Source organism: Mesorhizobium sp. G2-6-1 (assembly GCF_055809095.1).
This window is the reverse complement of record NZ_JBVVTF010000001.1, coordinates 126,842-141,479: the sequence shown is the minus strand read 5'-3', so window position 1 is coordinate 141,479 and position 14,638 is coordinate 126,842. Positions and strand designations below refer to the sequence as shown.

General features: G+C 58.7%; 11 protein-coding genes and 2 pseudogenes. 8 read left to right on the top strand and 5 right to left on the bottom strand.

Annotated elements, in window-relative coordinates; all coding sequences use genetic code 11:
• Nucleotides 1-8: 8 nt before the first annotated feature.
• The 5 genes and pseudogenes from istA to AC0L7S_RS20275 all read left to right on the top strand — a co-directional run bounded on the left by istA (nt 9) and on the right by AC0L7S_RS20275 (nt 5,383).
• Nucleotides 9-1,537, top strand: a pseudogene (gene istA, locus AC0L7S_RS20295) (IS21 family transposase).
• Nucleotides 1,527-2,324 (top strand): IS21-like element helper ATPase IstB, encoded by a 798-nt coding sequence (gene istB, locus AC0L7S_RS20290; RefSeq protein ID WP_473474527.1) that lies wholly within the window; start codon nt 1,527-1,529, stop codon nt 2,322-2,324. The pseudogene istA and the gene istB overlap by 11 nt, the downstream one beginning before the upstream one ends.
• Complete coding sequence (locus AC0L7S_RS20285) at nt 2,209-2,688, top strand: DUF5372 family protein (protein ID WP_473474526.1); 480 nt, start codon at nt 2,209-2,211, stop codon at nt 2,686-2,688. Before istB ends, AC0L7S_RS20285 begins: the two co-directional genes overlap by 116 nt.
• A complete protein-coding gene (locus AC0L7S_RS20280) occupies nt 2,682-3,884 on the top strand; it encodes a recombinase family protein (RefSeq protein ID WP_473474525.1) in 1,203 nt (400 codons plus the stop codon). Before AC0L7S_RS20285 ends, AC0L7S_RS20280 begins: the two co-directional genes overlap by 7 nt.
• 77 nt (nt 3,885-3,961) lie before the next feature.
• Nucleotides 3,962-5,383 carry an ISKra4 family transposase gene (locus tag AC0L7S_RS20275; protein WP_473474499.1) on the top strand — a complete coding sequence of 474 codons (1,422 nt, stop codon included), beginning with the start codon at nt 3,962-3,964 and terminating at the stop codon, nt 5,381-5,383.
• A 144-nt stretch (nt 5,384-5,527) separates the two neighbouring features.
• On the opposite strand, the gene AC0L7S_RS20270 is transcribed toward AC0L7S_RS20275, so the two are convergent.
• The 5 genes and pseudogenes from AC0L7S_RS20270 to AC0L7S_RS20250 all read right to left on the bottom strand — a co-directional run bounded on the left by AC0L7S_RS20270 (nt 5,528) and on the right by AC0L7S_RS20250 (nt 12,520).
• Nucleotides 5,528-5,974, bottom strand: a complete 447-nt coding sequence (locus AC0L7S_RS20270; protein ID WP_473474524.1) for a hypothetical protein — start codon at nt 5,972-5,974, stop codon at nt 5,528-5,530.
• Nucleotides 5,975-6,084: 110 nt separating this feature from the next.
• Nucleotides 6,085-7,710: a peptidoglycan D,D-transpeptidase FtsI family protein gene (locus AC0L7S_RS20265; RefSeq protein WP_473474523.1), complete on the bottom strand. Its 1,626-nt coding sequence runs from the start codon at nt 7,708-7,710 to the stop codon at nt 6,085-6,087.
• Nucleotides 7,711-7,966: 256 nt separating this feature from the next.
• A complete protein-coding gene (locus tag AC0L7S_RS20260) occupies nt 7,967-8,698 on the bottom strand; it encodes a transglutaminase domain-containing protein (RefSeq protein ID WP_473474522.1) in 732 nt (243 codons plus the stop codon).
• 134 nt (nt 8,699-8,832) lie between these two features.
• Nucleotides 8,833-9,738 carry a hypothetical protein gene (locus tag AC0L7S_RS20255; RefSeq protein ID WP_473474521.1) on the bottom strand — a complete coding sequence of 302 codons (906 nt, stop codon included), beginning with the start codon at nt 9,736-9,738 and terminating at the stop codon, nt 8,833-8,835.
• 806 nt (nt 9,739-10,544) lie between these two features.
• A pseudogene (locus AC0L7S_RS20250) lies at nt 10,545-12,520 on the bottom strand (M23 family metallopeptidase).
• A gap of 289 nt (nt 12,521-12,809) precedes the next feature.
• Between AC0L7S_RS20250 and AC0L7S_RS20245 the strand changes: the two are divergent.
• The 3 genes from AC0L7S_RS20245 to AC0L7S_RS20235 are packed head-to-tail and all read left to right on the top strand — an operon-like array spanning nt 12,810 to nt 14,635.
• Entirely contained in the window at nt 12,810-13,217 is a 408-nt protein-coding gene (locus tag AC0L7S_RS20245) for a hypothetical protein (RefSeq protein ID WP_473474520.1), read from the top strand.
• A gap of 57 nt (nt 13,218-13,274) precedes the next feature.
• On the top strand, nt 13,275-13,958 hold the full coding sequence (locus AC0L7S_RS20240; RefSeq protein ID WP_473474519.1) for a MerR family DNA-binding protein: 684 nt from the start codon (nt 13,275-13,277) through the stop codon (nt 13,956-13,958).
• Nucleotides 13,955-14,635 (top strand): hypothetical protein, encoded by a 681-nt coding sequence (locus AC0L7S_RS20235; protein WP_473474518.1) that lies wholly within the window; start codon nt 13,955-13,957, stop codon nt 14,633-14,635. Before AC0L7S_RS20240 ends, AC0L7S_RS20235 begins: the two co-directional genes overlap by 4 nt.
• Nucleotides 14,636-14,638: the final 3 nt, after the last annotated feature.

Below are 14,638 nucleotides of genomic sequence, written 5' to 3'. Positions count from 1 at the left end.
TGTTAGACATGGCGTTTTTAAGCGTTATCCGGCGGTGGTTTTTCCGCGAGCAGCTATCGATCCGGGAGATCTCGCGGCGCACAGGCCTATCGCGCAATACCATCCGTAAATATCTGCGCTCGGATGCAGTCGAGCCGAAGTTCAAGGTGCCGGACCGGCCGAGCAAACTCAATGCCTATGCCGACAAATTGGCGGCGTGGCTGAGGACGGAAGCCAACAAACCGCGTAAGCAAAAGCGCACGATCAAACAGTTGCATGCCGATCTCGTGACCCTTGGCTTTGACGGTTCGTATGGGCGGGTGGCGGCATTTGCGCGTACCTGGAAAGAGGATCGTCAACGCGAGATGCAGACGAGCGGCCGCGGCACTTTTGTTCCACTGGCCTTCCAACCCGGCGAAGCTTTCCAATTCGATTGGAGTGAAGACTGGGCGATCATCGGCGGTGAGCGCACAAAGCTTCAAGTGGCGCACGTCAAGCTCAGCTACAGCCGCGCCTTTATTGTTCGGGCCTATCCCTTGCAAACGCACGAGATGCTGTTCGATAGCCACAACCATGCGTTCCGTGTCCTGGGCGGCGTGCCGCAGCGAGGCATCTATGACAATATGCGCACCGCCGTCGACAAAGTCGGCCGCGGCAAGGAACGGCGGGTCAATGCGCGGTTCTCAACCATGGCCAGCCACTATCTGTTTGAGGCCGAGTTCTGCAATCCGGCCGCCGGTTGGGAGAAAGGCCAGATCGAGAAGAACGTCCAGGATACGCGCCATCGCCTATGGCAACCCATACCGTGCTTTCCATCCTTGGATACCCTCAACACTTGGCTGGAGCAGCGCTGCAAGGAGCTGTGGCATCAGATTGCGCATGGCATCGAACCGGGAACGATTGCGGATGCCTGGGCGAGCGAGGTGGAAAGCCTCATGCCCGTGCCCAGACCGTTTGACGGGTTTATAGAACACACCAAGCGGGTCTCGCCGACCTGCCTCGTTCACCTGGAGCGTAACCGCTATAGCGTTCCATCATCCTTTGCCAATCGACCTGTAAGCCTGCGGGTCTATCCAGATCGCCTTGTCGTTGTGGCAGAGGGCCAGGTCATCTGCGAACACCAGCGGATTATGCAGCGTTCCCATGAGGGCGCGGGCAAACCATTTATGATTGGCGCCACTATCTGGCAGTGATCCAGCGCAAACCCGGTGCATTAAGGAACGGCGCGCCGTTTACCGAATTGCCCGATGCGTTCAAAGGATTGCGGCAGCACCTTCTCAAAAACCCTGGCGGCGACAGGGAGATGGTGGAGATATTGGCCCTGGTTCTCCATCACGACGAACAGGCCGTTCTCACGGCGGTCGAGATGGCATTGCAGGCCGGCGTTCCGACCAAGACCCATGTCCTCAACCTGCTGCATAGACTCGTGGATGGCAAGTCAATCACAGCTCCAGCAATTGATGCCCCGCAGGCTCTGACACTGTCCAACGAACCCAAGGCGAATGTCGAGCGTTACGATACCCTGCGCGGAAACCGGGAGGTTCGTCATGCGTCATGATCCCGCCAGTGCCGCCATCGTCATCATGCTACGCAGCCTCAAAATGCACGGTATGGCCCACGCCGTCAGCGAACTCACCGAACAGGGATCACCTGCCTTCGCCGCCGCCATCCCCATTCTCTCTCAACTGCTGAAGGCCGAAACGGCCGAGCGAGAGGTCAGGTCGGTGGCCTATCAGCTTAAGACGGCTCGCTTCCCAGCCTACCGGGATCTGACCGGCTTCGATTTTGCGAGCAGTGAGATCAATGAGGCACTTGTTCGCCAACTCCATCGTTGCGAGTTCATGGAGGAGGCCAACAACGTCGTGCTCGTCGGCGGGCCAGGCACAGGAAAGACCCATGTTGCAACCGCGCTCGGCATCCAGGCGATCGAGCATCACCGCAAGCGCGTCCGCTTCTTCTCCACAGTCGAACTCGTCAATGCGCTGGAACAAGAGAAGGCTCAAGGCAAAGCTGGCCAGATCGCCAATCGTCTCCTCCATTCCGACATGGTGATCCTTGATGAGCTTGGTTATCTGCCGTTCAGTGCATCAGGCGGCGCGCTACTCTTCCACCTGCTCAGCAAACTCTATGAGCGCACCAGCGTCATCATCACCACCAACCTAAGCTTCAGCGAATGGGCGAGCGTCTTCGGAGAGCCAAACATTACAGGGTGCCGCCATTCTCGACGGGGTGGTATCTCATTTAACCGTCACGGATCCGCGCCACGGCCTTGCGGGTCAGCATCTTCAGCTTTTGTCACCCCATTCGGCCCGAGGTCCAGACTTCATCGTTGTACGGCTGTCTGACGGGCGCCGACGTTCTATTCGGCGCTCGGTAACCGACCTCGCCGCGCCGTTCCCCGAAGAACAAGGCGCGTCGAAGTCGTTGGCGCGGATCAACGCCCGGACGCTGCTCACATTGATGCACCATTTGAACAGCACATTCGCCTCTCGTATCGAGGAGGTGATTCGCGATGAACATCCAGTCGAATCTACACCGCGTAGCGTCCCAGACCCTCACCGAACTTCCGAACCCGGGCATGACAACACTTCCGGGACTTTGGCTCAACTTGCCAGCGGAAACGCAAAAGCAGATCGCACAGAACCTTGCTCCCCTGCTGATGCGGATGCGACCAACGCGCGCGCTGCTCGAGGCGGATCGACATGTTGAGAGCGTCGAATAGGCCGGACGAATGTGTGACAGCCGCGCATCGCGGCAAGCTCGCTTACATTTACGTTCGCCAGTCTTCCGTGAACCAGGTGCGCCATCATCAGGAAAGCACGGAGTTGCAGTACCGCCTCGTTGATCGTGCCGTTGCCCTCGGCTGGCCGCATGAACGTGTGCACGTCATCGATGAAGATCTTGGCAAATCTGGGTCCGGGACAGTTGAGCGGACGGGTTTCAAGAAGTTGATCGCCGAGATCGGATTAGGCAATGCCGGCCTTGTCATCAGCCTCGACGCTTCGCGGCTTGCCCGCAACAATCGTGACTGGCATCAACTCCTCGATTTATGCGCGCTCTTCAGCGTCATCATTGCCGACGGCGAACGTCTTTATGACCCCTGCGCTTACCACGATCGCCTGCTGCTCGGCCTGTCCGGCATCATGAGCGAGGCGGAGCTTCACCAGATCAGGCAGCGTCTCCATCAGGGCGAACGCCAGAAGGCGGCGCGCGGCGAACTGCGGCTTCCCGTTCCCGCCGGACTGGCCCATGATCGCGCAGGCGGGATTGTTCTCAATCCCGATGAGCAGGTGCAGGCAAGGCTCAGCCTTGTCTTCGTCAAATTCCGCGAGCTTCACAGTGCACGGGCCGTGATGCGATACTTGCGAAAGAACGATCTGCCACTGCCTGTGCGCCCACTCCTGGGTCCTGCGCCGCACGATATCATGTGGCGCGAAGCCGATAGTTCACGCGTTCTCAGCATTCTCCAAAATCCTGCCTATGCCGGGGCGTATGTTTATGGTCGATGCCGGACGCAGGGCGGGCGGCTTCGCCATGACGTCTATCGCTCGAAGACGGTAAAGGTCCCCATCGCGGACTGGGAGGTTTGTCTTCAGTCTGCCCATCCCGGATACATCGACTGGGAGGAGTTTATGGAGAATCAGAGGCGCCTGGCAAACAACATTAACCGCTACAAGGCGGGCCATTCCGGCGTGCCGCGCAAGGGAGCGGCACTGTTGCAGGGTATTGCCGTTTGTGGACGGTGCGGTCGCCGGATGAGCCTACGCTATAGCGGTCCTGCAAGTAACTATCCCGTCTACACCTGTCGTGCCGACCGCGATCAGGACGGCGGGCCGCTATGCCAGGAAGTGCGCGCGCTGCCCGTCGATGTACATGTTGAAAGCATCCTGTCGCTTGGCACTTAATTGGAGACCGGAAAGAAGTTGGGGATTCGGCAAGCATTCGTCGGTAGCCTTTCGCCGATTTTGATCGGAGATGCCGAATGGAATGGACGTTGAAGCTGGAGCATAGGGATGCCGAGGGGAGATTGCATTTCTCAACGGTGACGACAATTGATCGTCCTGAGTTGACCGATGCTGGCGATCTCGGGCTGTCGCACGACACTGGAAAGCACTTGCTCTGGGCGGTCCAGATGGAAGTTGCCTCCGCACAGGTCCAATCGTTCATTACAAAAGCACGGCAATGCACCGGCTGCGGGCAACAGCTCACAACGAAGGATCGCCGGCGCCGGCGCATCGACACGATTTTCGGCCAGGTCCGTGTATCGGCGCCTCGGTTCGAGCCCTGCCGCTGCGGGCAGGTCGGTGACCTTTCGCCTGTGACGTCGTTGTTTCCGCATCGCTCTACGCCGGAACTCCGTCATCTGCAGGCCAAGCTGGGCAGCGAATTCTCCTATCGCCAGGCAGCGACCTTGCTGCGGGATTTCCTGCCGGACTCCGACCGCTTCAACCACGCTACGATCCGCAACCGCGTTCTCGAAATTGGACAACAGATCGAGGCTGAGACCGTCGCAGAAATCTCCAACAAGCCGGCGCCTCTCATTCCATCGGAGAACATGGTCGTGGGCATAGATGGCGGATTTGTCGGGGCAACCCGAACACATATGCAGCGACGGCAGTTTGAGGTGGTGCTGGGCCGGATTGAAGCTCCGGATCGCAGTGGCGAGATGTTCGCTGCCGTTCGCGATCTCGACGGCCTTGCCAAGGAACGCATCCGATCGGCACTGCGTCGAGCAGGGCGCGGGCCGGCAACGACGCTTACGGTCCTATCGGATGGCGAAGATGCAATGCAGCGCATGGCCGATGACTGGTTGAGCGGCGCCATGGAACATCGGCTGGATTGGTTCCACCTCAATCGACGCATCTCCTGGATGTGGAGGGCCGTCTATCACACCTTGGGAGTTGGCGATCTCGATCCTGAAACGCGGCTCAACCGATATCGCCGCGCCTTGCGAAGCGTTCGATGGAATTTGTGGCACCATGGCCGATCCCGGCATGCCCGATGGATGATCGCGATATCCCGACTTGGCGCTCTCATCCTGTCGCATCGTCTCGAAGCTGAGACGGCCCGGCAAAGCACTGCGAGGATCGACGATCTCCACAAACGCTTCCAGGAATTCCGAAACTACGCATTTCGAAACAAAGCTTCCTTGGCAGACTATGCTTCACATCGTCGGCGTGGGGAACGGGTCTCGACGGCCCATGTAGAATCGACTGTCAACCAGCTGATCAATCAGCGCATGTGCAAGAAGCGACAGATGCGGTGGTCGCGGACCGGCGCGCAATTGCTGCTCAATGTTCGGGTAGCTCATCTGAACGACAGGCTGGAGCGTTACACGAATGTCGTCCAGCCTCGAGTAACAGGCACGATATCTGACCTAGATTTATTGCCCATCGCCGCCTGACACCCCCAACTTCTTTCCGGTCTCTAATTAAATGCTAATTATCAGATTATGTGCCTGCGTAACGCCTTGATATTATTGTAAGTCGATTCTTGAGATTTAATGGAAAGTCACACGCCGTCTCGATTCGACCTACGGCCCAACTTGTCAGGACTCCGCAACTAGCGATGCCAATCCGCCTGCCTGCACCAACAGGCGCTGCGTTACTTGGTAATTACGCCAACGAATCCATATCGCCAATGCAGTGACCAGAACCCCAAGAGCGGCCAAATAGATGCGAATGGGTTCGAGATATGTTAGCAGCAGATTTGCCCCGAAGAGGGCCATCAGCAGCTTGTTGCAGATCGGGCAAGCCACTCCCAGGAAACTCAATATTCCGCCGGAGCTGGCAAGCTTGATTGCGCACGCCGGCATTGGAATCGTCACATAGACCCCCAACAGTGCGGCCTGCAACGCCAGCAATCCTATCTCGAAGCCGGATGTGGGTGTCATTCGTACAAAGAACGGATTGGCCCAAAGGGCCGACACCGTTCCGAGTAGCGCAAAAGAGCTGATCGCAAACACGGTCCCTTTTGCCAGCGCCTTCATCATCATGTTCTCATTTCCTCTATCTTCAACTTATCGACCAGTTCCGTCAAATCCCGCCACTCGATCTCCTGCGGAATCCAGGCATTCTTGCATTTCCATCTGCTCACACCGGCCGCTCACCGTGCCGCAGTCGCCTCGGTGGTGATTGTCAGTGCTCCTGATTTAGAAGCTCTGAAACGCTCCGAGCCCCATGCATTGAGGCGCACCATCGTTGGAAACGGATTCGAAGGAGGCTCGCTTCGAGGCGCGATGCCGAGCATCGGGAGTGCGCGCGTCATTATGGCCGCGGTAGTAGGCACAGCGTTCCAGCCCGAAGTCCGGAAGCCGAATGTCTCGGGCAGTCCCTTGGGTTCATCGAGAAGCGTCAAAAAGAGGTAGCGCGGATTGTCGGCGGGCGCCACGCCCATGAAGGCATTGCGTACTTTGTCCTCGGAGTAACGTCCGTTCACCACTTTGTTGGACGTACCGGTCTTGCCGCCTATGAAGTAGCCGCCGATGTTCGCCTTGGTGGCAGAGCCGACCTCGGCGTTGAGCCGCGTGAGATAGCGAATTGCCTCGCCGGTCTGCGGCGCAATGACGGCCCTCGCAAGAATGCGGTCCTCGACGCTCTTGCCCTTGATGAAGGTGGGCCGGATGAGAGTCCCGCCATTCACCACGGCGGCAACTCCCATGGCAGCCTGAATGGGCGCGACCGCGATGCCATGGCCGAAGGCAACCGTGGCCGTGCTCAACTCGGACCAATTCTGGGGGATAAGCGGCTGCGCGCTTTCGGGGAGTTCCGTGGTGAGGCGGTCGAGTTGGCCGACCTTCCGGAGGAATTGCTGCTGAGCGGCGGCGCCGACGCCCATTGCCATGCGAGCCATCGCGATATTGGATGAATAGACGAACGATTCTGGAACCGTGAGCGGTCTTCCCTGACCATGATAGTCGTTGATTCTGAATTTGCCGAACCGGAGGGGTTGGCTTGCATCAAGAACAGAGTCGATTTTGTAGATTCCCGAGTCTAGCGCCATCGCGGTTGTCAGCGCCTTGAACGTCGAGCCCATCTCGTAGACGCCAACATTTATCCGATTGATCCGGTCCGGCTTCAGCGCGTCTTCGGCCATGTTCGGGTCGAAGTCCGGCAGCGAAGCGAGCGCAAGCACTTCGCCATTGCGCACGTCAAGCACCATGCCGGCGCCGGCAATCGCGTCGAACTTGGCTATAGCCTTGGCTAGTTCGTCGGACAAAACGTGCTGGACACGCAGGTCTAGGCTTAGCTGGACCGGCGTCAGATCGGTTTTCTTGAAGTCGATCCCCGTGTCTTTCAGATCCTGAAGACCACTGGTGTCGATCCACTTTTCGATCCCGGAAATGCCGCTGTTGTCGAGGTTGACCGACCCCAGAACATGGGCTGCCTCGCGCCCGTTCGGGTAGAACCGGCGCGCTTCGGTACGAAATCCGACGCCCGGTATTCCCAGCGCCCAAATCTTCTCCTTCTCGGCAGGCGTGACCATGCGCCTGATCCAGGCAAAGCCACGTCTGCCCTCAAGTTGCCGGCGCAGGTCGAGTGGCAACATGTCCGGGAAAACGCTGGTCAAGCCCTCTACCGCCTCGTCGAGGTCGATCATTCGGTTTGGTTCGGCGAATATTGAGATGCGGGGGATGTCGGTGGCTAGCGTGGCTCCGTTGCGGTCGACGATGTCGGGCCTGGCCACGGGCACGGGTAGAACCTTGGCCAAGTCGTGCTTCGGCGATTCCATGCCGAGCATTGTCAGGCGAATGGCGATGATTCCAAAAAGGATGGAGAAGAAGCCAGCGACGATGGCAACGCGTAGTCTGGGATTGAATTTCGGTTCGAGCGGCCGTGACCAAGCATCATCTGCTGAGGACAGGTCACCGGATTTGGCGTACCACGTCCCCCCGTGAATATAGTCGTCGCCGTTTGGTGATCGGTCAGGCCGTCCGGTGCGCGCTGCTCTGCCGGCAAAATGAAGTTTGACGGCGGCCAACTTTGCTTCAATGCGCATCGCTGACAGCCTTGTCTTGCGCACGCAGCGCATCTGTCCAGGCGTTGAATGCACGGTTGAACGCCAATGTGCGCTCGCGTTCTGGCCATTTCATCCCAAAATGGGCGTAGAGGTCGGTACCTGCCTTCAAGTCTCCTCGCCGCACGACCATTGTCGCGCGCGGCGTGATGGGCAGGGTCGGTTCGACACCGTCCCAATTTAGGAGGACCGGGAAACCTGCCTTGGCGAGCGCTGGATCCCAGGTCGGGTCAACCAGGATCCAGGAGCCATTGACTTTGACTTCGACCGTATCGTGGATACCCCGGGTTTCCGCCAGCGGCTGAAGCACCGATTTGGGTATTGGGAGGTCGGCCCAGTCGAAGGGGACCTGGACCGGCCGCGCATCGAATTTGCAGGTTCGCATCAGCTTGATCAGGGCAGCAGATTTATGACGGCAGTCGCCACGATCGATGGCGAAAAGGCTGTTTGGGTCTCCCGTCCAGGCGGTAAGTTTGTAGGGAACATCCCGCACAATCTTGAACGCTGCGATGCGGCGCTCGCGATCGGTCAAATCCGCTTGTAGCCTTTCGGCGATCCAATCCGCGGAAATGGGACTCCCCTGGACGCGACTCGCTATCATTTCGCGCTGCAAATCGGCAACCCGCGCGTCGAGCGCCTGCCGGGACTGCTCCGTTGCATCTGCGCCAGCGGAGGGAAGGACAGCCAACATGGTGGAAAACAAGAACGTCCTCCGGTTCATCGTGTTCTCCCCGGCACGCCTTGAATCTCCGTCATTTTTCGAACCTTCCGAGCGGGGAAGTTTCACTAGATGCGACGCGCGCCCATGGCTTGGTGGTAGCGTGCGATTCGAAGTCTTCAAACGACATGGCGCTGCTCCTCGCCTGCCGATGGCTGGTTTCGGGGCCCCGACCGCATCCTGACCAGTTTGGATGTCGGCATCTGACTCGCCGGCAAGCGCCGCTTTTCGAATGCGACTATCACGCCGTTCATTCCGCCGAGATTGCACCACTTGCGGACCAGCAGACCGTGTGAGCGGGCATAGTCCGAGACCGAGCCGGCGTAGTCGGGCCGAAGGTTGAATATAAGCAGCCCTCCGGCTCGCAAGAGAGTTGAAGCCGCCATGAGAAAGGAGATTATGTCGACTTCAAAATACGCGGCTGCTTGGGAGTACAGGATGTCGATGGTCCCGCTTCGAACCCCTTGCGTGTCGAGGACAGAAAGACCTGCCGCCGTGACGTAGGGATGTTCGACAATCCCCTTCGGCAACTCGCCATGCCATTGCGTCAGATTGGTAAAGTGAAAGAAAGCGGTTTCACCGACCGCCGGTCCAAAAAACCTGGCAAGGCCGGCGATATCGCGAGGGCCTTGCGCAGCAGGATTTTTCAAACCAGCCCAGCCGCCGCCAACTTCCAGATATTGCAACACGCCTCCCGATCGTAGGCGCGTATCCGCTTCATGGAGAAGGTCAAAACCAAGCTGCTCCGCGAGCCGAAACGATCCGCCGCTGGACGTCCAGGCTCCGTCGTGAAGAAGCGAACTGAAGGCGCCGCGGATCGATCCGGTCTCGCGAAATATCGTGCCGAGGTATTGAAGCGGGTTTCGCCGCGACGGTATCGAAACGTTGGGACGCAGGCGGCGGGCCTGAAGGTCCCGCTTTATGCCCATGCGTATCGACCGCCATGCGACCTCGTCAGGCTCACATCCGATGATTGCGAAGTTATGTAGAATAGCTTTGCGCGCACGCGCTGCTGCGATGAACATTGTAAAATTTCCGCTGTAGCTTGGTCGGCCGGCCGCATTGCGGTCGACGGGTGAGCACCGAGCGGATGTGTAGATTCGACGCCGGTTGATGGCGTCAGAAGAGATACGCTCGGTATGCTATGACCAAGCGGCTCGCGGAGGGCGGTCGAAGTATGATTGGAAGATGCGCGCGTTGTCCTGGCGCACCAATGCACTTGTTTGGGTTGCCTGCCCGGTGATGTCCGCAGCGTGTTGGCTGATCATCTCAAAATGATGGTCATGATGCACGACATGATGTGACAGATTGCCGGTATCCCTGGACCCTTGGTCGTGCACGTGAGCTATAGTCGCGTTGGGAAGATCGGCGGCTTCAAGCGCTGGGGGATGAGCGGCAAACGCAACCAACAGCATCACCGCTGCGATGGCAGCAGTGAAAAAACGACGAGTCGGCCAAATTGAACGAGCAGTCCGCATACTTCAATTTTGCATCTTGGCGTTAAGTTTTGATCCAGTTTCCGCACGACATACTGACGCTTCCATAGTCAACCTAATCCTAAGCACGAACATTGTCCACATGTTGGCCAGTCGGACAGCAAATTTGATCGGGAGCTTGGCGTGGCCCCGCTCCGGCTCCTATATGCTTTGCCGAGGTATAGGAGCACCAATGGCCCACACTGTCATCTGGTCCGGAAGACAAGGTAGTCTTTAACGCCAATGATCAGGTGACTATGAGGTAGTATCCGTTGAAGTTCGCAAGGACAACGGTGCTGTCGTCTTTAGCCATGCGGAGAACTAGGGTCCGGACCCTAGAAAGCTGCCGCAGAATCTTAACAAATTGTTACACAGTCGTCGCCCTTTGCACTTGCTACACTTAAGTGGTCGCTATCTTCCCGTTTGAGCAGGTCGTCGATGCGCTCGCTCGCGCGCTTGAAGGCAACAAGATCATCGCGCTTCAGCACCTTGCCGACCGGTAGGCGAACACGCATAGCATCGACCTTGGTGCCGTTGACAATCAACTCGTAGTGGAGATGAGGACCAGTGGAAAGGCCGGTCGAGCCAAGATAGCCGATGATCTGTCCTTGCCGCACTCGAGCCCCCGGCACGATACCCTTGGCGAAGCCGTTCTGGTGATTGTAAGAGGTCACATAGCCGTTGGCATGACGTAATATTGTCTGCTTGCCATAGCCGCTGGCCCAGCCGGCCTTCTCGACGACGCCGTTGCCGGAGGCAATGATCGGCGTCCCGACCGGCGCCGCCCAATCTGTTCCAGTATGCATTTTGACGTAACCTAGGATTGGGTGACGCCGCGGCCCGAAACCAGAGGTAAACCTGCCATTGGGCACAGGATTGCGTAGCAGGAACTTTTCTGTGCTGCGTCCATCCTGATCGAAATAGTCCGATTCGCCGTCCTGCATCTGAAACCGGTAAAGGGTTCGCGTCTGGCCGCCGAATGTCGAAGAAACATAGAGCAGTTCGGAATCGTCGGACGCCTGATCGTCGCCGTCGGGCTGGGAGAACAGCACTTCAATGCGGTCCGTGGGGCTTAGTCTCGACTGGAAGTCGACGTTGGGCGCCAGCAGCTTGACCAATTTTTTGGTCATCTTCTTGGACATTCCATAGGAATAGGCGGCGCGATAAATGCCGTCATAGATGTTCGGCAACGTGCCACGCACCGCCACCGGGGGCGAATCGTCGAATGCCGTCAGCAATTCGGGGTTGGGCTCCGGCTCCTTGGCCGGCACGTACTGGCCATGGTCGTCAATCGCGATGGTGACGATGTGCTGGATTTTGTCGTAGACGCTGGTGCGGACGATCTTGGCCTGATCGCCCCGGATTTCCAGGCCGACGCGGAGCACGGTTCCGGCCTTTAGCGCCGTTGCATTCAGCAATTTGCCGATCGCCTCGGCCATGCCGGTCGCATCCTCGCCCGTATAACCGGAATCGGCGAATGCGTCGGCGATGCCGTAATCCTTGGTGAAGGGGATGATTTCCTCGGCAAAGGAGGGCGCATGGTCGTCGGGTTCCACGCGCGGAGCTACCGACACGTTTTCCGGTACGATCTTGACGCCGTAGGAGCCGGCCATGCTTTGCGCCAGTTGATCGCCGAACCGCTGCGGGTCGACGTAATGGAGGGCTGCCACGTGGATGGCGCCATCGCCGAGTTCGGCGCCCGCCTCGCGCACGACCTTTTCCACCTCGTTGGCGGAGAGATCATTCCTTTCATCGAAGGCCGCGGTCTCGATCGGAAAATCGATCGTCTTCAGGCTCATCTCGCTTTCGACCTTGGCGCCGTAGATCTGGCCGGCGAAGAGCGTCGAAGGGGCCAGCTGGTCGGCGGTGTCGTCGCCAAACACATGCATCGGGTCGAACGCGGGGTAGGGGCGGGTGGTGGTATGGCCGGCGGCGAGGGTCATCTTGATCTGTACGAGCGGCATGGTGTGGATGACGTCGCGGTCGCCGACCTTGGTGACCATCGACACTTCCATGCGCCTGCGATCCTTGGCCTTGGCGATCTGGCGCAGCGGCACCAGCCGGGGGTCTTGGCGGCTTCGCCGGAAACAACGCCACCTGCGGGATGGTGGGTCAACTCAGCGATTTCAGGTGGCGTTGCCAGTTGCTGGCGTCCGTCGAGGGCCGCAAATAACGCGACACCCATCAGTACGCTCGAAGTTACGCCGGTAAGAAAGGTCCCCGTCAACCAGCGTGCCGAAACCTCCCGCCGGTCGGGCGGGCGGCTCCGACCGACCGCAATCAGCGGGGGCTCGTTGCCGAGCGCAACTACGACGTCGACCTTATCTTGCATTCTGAGAGGTTGCTTCTTCCCCGGGAGGAACGGCCTATCGCCATTCTAGTTAAAACAATTGCCTGCTTACAGTTGATAAAGCAACGAAGCGGCTGATGGCTCGCTTCATCCGACCGCCTCGTCCACATCGGTTTCCGATGGCATTGGGGCGGCAGTTAGGTCCAAATGTGGCAATCAGAATTTTTATAATTGGGAAATTGCCCATGTACGTTTGCTTAGTTTGTTCCGCTCCTCACCAACAACGAGGGCTAAGCGGTCAAAGGAGGTCAGATGTCGGTGTCACCATGCGTTGCTGATCGTGCGCGTGACTATCATATATGCGCCGTACTTTTTGACGGTGAATGCGATGGTTAGCTTCGCCTCGGTCGTTTCGCTTGGCAGTTCAACGCAAGAATGCGGCGGATTCACTGAAGAGACCGGTAACTTCTCTGGGGTTGACGACGGTTTGTTTGCACCGGGCGGTCCATCATCATCGTTTTTGTTCAAGGAGGCGACGGTGGCGGTGGAATGGACGATCACGATTGAGGGCAGGAACGAATTTGGCGACACGTGCCGGAAGGAGGTCCGCATCAACAAAAGCTGGGGGTGTCTGTTCGACGGCGAAATCGGTCTGTCGATCGACGACGGCAAGAAGATCATGGCGACGCTGCAGTGTGCGGTGGTGAGCCATGAAGCGGAGACCTATGCCCCGGAATAAGCTTGACTCCGTACCATGGTACGGAGTGCAGGATGTATCTTCGGAGGCGAAGGAACGATGAGTACATTCCCGATCGGGCGGGCCGCAAGGGCTGCCAATGTCAATGTCGAGACAATCCGTTTCTATGAACGGCGAGGTCTAATCGGCCAGCCGCCCGCACCCGCCGGAGGCGGTGCGCGACAATATGACTGCGAAGCGATTGCGCGTATTCGCTTTGTGCGCCAGGCGCAGGCGATTGGATTCTCCCTCAATGAAATTGGCGAACTGCTGTCGTTGCGCACGGACCCGAAGGCGGACTGTTCCGATGTGCGCTTGCGCGCCATCCTGAAACGCGACGAGGTGGAGGCGAAGCTCGCTCACCTTGTCCAGATCCGCGGCGCGTTAGACGAACTCATCGCGCGCTGTCCCGGAGAAGGTGCTGTCGAAGCATGCTCAATATTGGAAGCCATGGACAAGAATACACGTGCGCTGCACCCCGAACGGCGTGATCCGGACGATCAAGATAAAACGGAGACAAGAGATATGAAGACCACAACATTATCCATCGAGGGCATGCACTGCGACGGTTGCGCCAACACCATCGAGGGGCTTCTGTCGCGGGTGTCTGGCGTACGCAAGGCCGAAGTATCCTTCGCCGAGCGGCGGGCAAGGGTGCTGCATGATCCGGCGATCGCATCCGATGCCGACCTCGCCGCCGCGATCCAGAAAGGCGGCTTCAAGGCGAAGACGAACCAGGAATGATCGAGGCAAGCTTCTCAAGCCTCATTGCAGTTCCGGCAGGTCTCGGCCTGATCGGCTTCGTCGAACCGTGTTCGATCGGCTCGAGCCTCGTCTTCGTCAAGTATCTGGAGAGAAAGGGACCTGGCGCGAAAATCTTCGAAACGGCTCTGTTTGCGCTGACGCGCGCAATTTTCATCGGCATTCTCGGTGCGCTCGCCGCTATCGTCGGAACGCTGTTTCTCGATCTGCAACGCGGTGCCTGGTTTGTCCTCGGAATTCTGTATGTCGGCCTCGGCCTTCTCATCGCTACCAATCGGGCGGGTCCGCTGATGGTGTCGATTGGACCACGGCTGAAGCGTCTCGGTGCGATGCGCGGCTCAGCCGGGCTCGGCATCCTGTTTGGCTTCAACATCCCCGCCTGCGCCGCGCCCCTTCTCCTGGCGCTGCTTGCCGGAGCCGCTGCCGGTGGGGCTGCGACGGCGCTCAACGGTTTCGTGGCGCTTGCCGTCTTCGGGCTGTTTCTGTCGCTGCCCCTCGTCGCCATCGTCCTGATACCGGCGGCGCGGGGGCTCCTCGATCGTCTCGCCGGCCTTTCCGGCCGCTATTCGGCGGTCGCCGGACTTGTCCTCATTGCCCTGGGGGCATGGTCCATCTGGTTCGGATTGTTCGTCGATATCGCGGCCGCGCCAGTGAGGTGAAAG

What these genes read in the sequence shown, in the direction of transcription:
- istB (WP_473474527.1), top strand. Translation starts at nt 1,527, where the DNA reads ATGCGTCATGATCCCGCCAGTGCCGCCATCGTCATCATGCTACGCAGC.
- AC0L7S_RS20280 (WP_473474525.1), top strand. Translation starts at nt 2,682, where the DNA reads ATGTTGAGAGCGTCGAATAGGCCGGACGAATGTGTGACAGCCGCGCAT.
- AC0L7S_RS20275 (WP_473474499.1), top strand. Translation starts at nt 3,962, where the DNA reads ATGGAATGGACGTTGAAGCTGGAGCATAGGGATGCCGAGGGGAGATTG.
- AC0L7S_RS20270 (WP_473474524.1), bottom strand. Translation starts at nt 5,974, where the DNA reads ATGATGATGAAGGCGCTGGCAAAAGGGACCGTGTTTGCGATCAGCTCT.
- AC0L7S_RS20265 (WP_473474523.1), bottom strand. Translation starts at nt 7,710, where the DNA reads ATGGAATCGCCGAAGCACGACTTGGCCAAGGTTCTACCCGTGCCCGTG.
- AC0L7S_RS20255 (WP_473474521.1), bottom strand. Translation starts at nt 9,738, where the DNA reads ATGTTCATCGCAGCAGCGCGTGCGCGCAAAGCTATTCTACATAACTTC.
- AC0L7S_RS20240 (WP_473474519.1), top strand. Translation starts at nt 13,275, where the DNA reads ATGAGTACATTCCCGATCGGGCGGGCCGCAAGGGCTGCCAATGTCAAT.
- AC0L7S_RS20235 (WP_473474518.1), top strand. Translation starts at nt 13,955, where the DNA reads ATGATCGAGGCAAGCTTCTCAAGCCTCATTGCAGTTCCGGCAGGTCTC.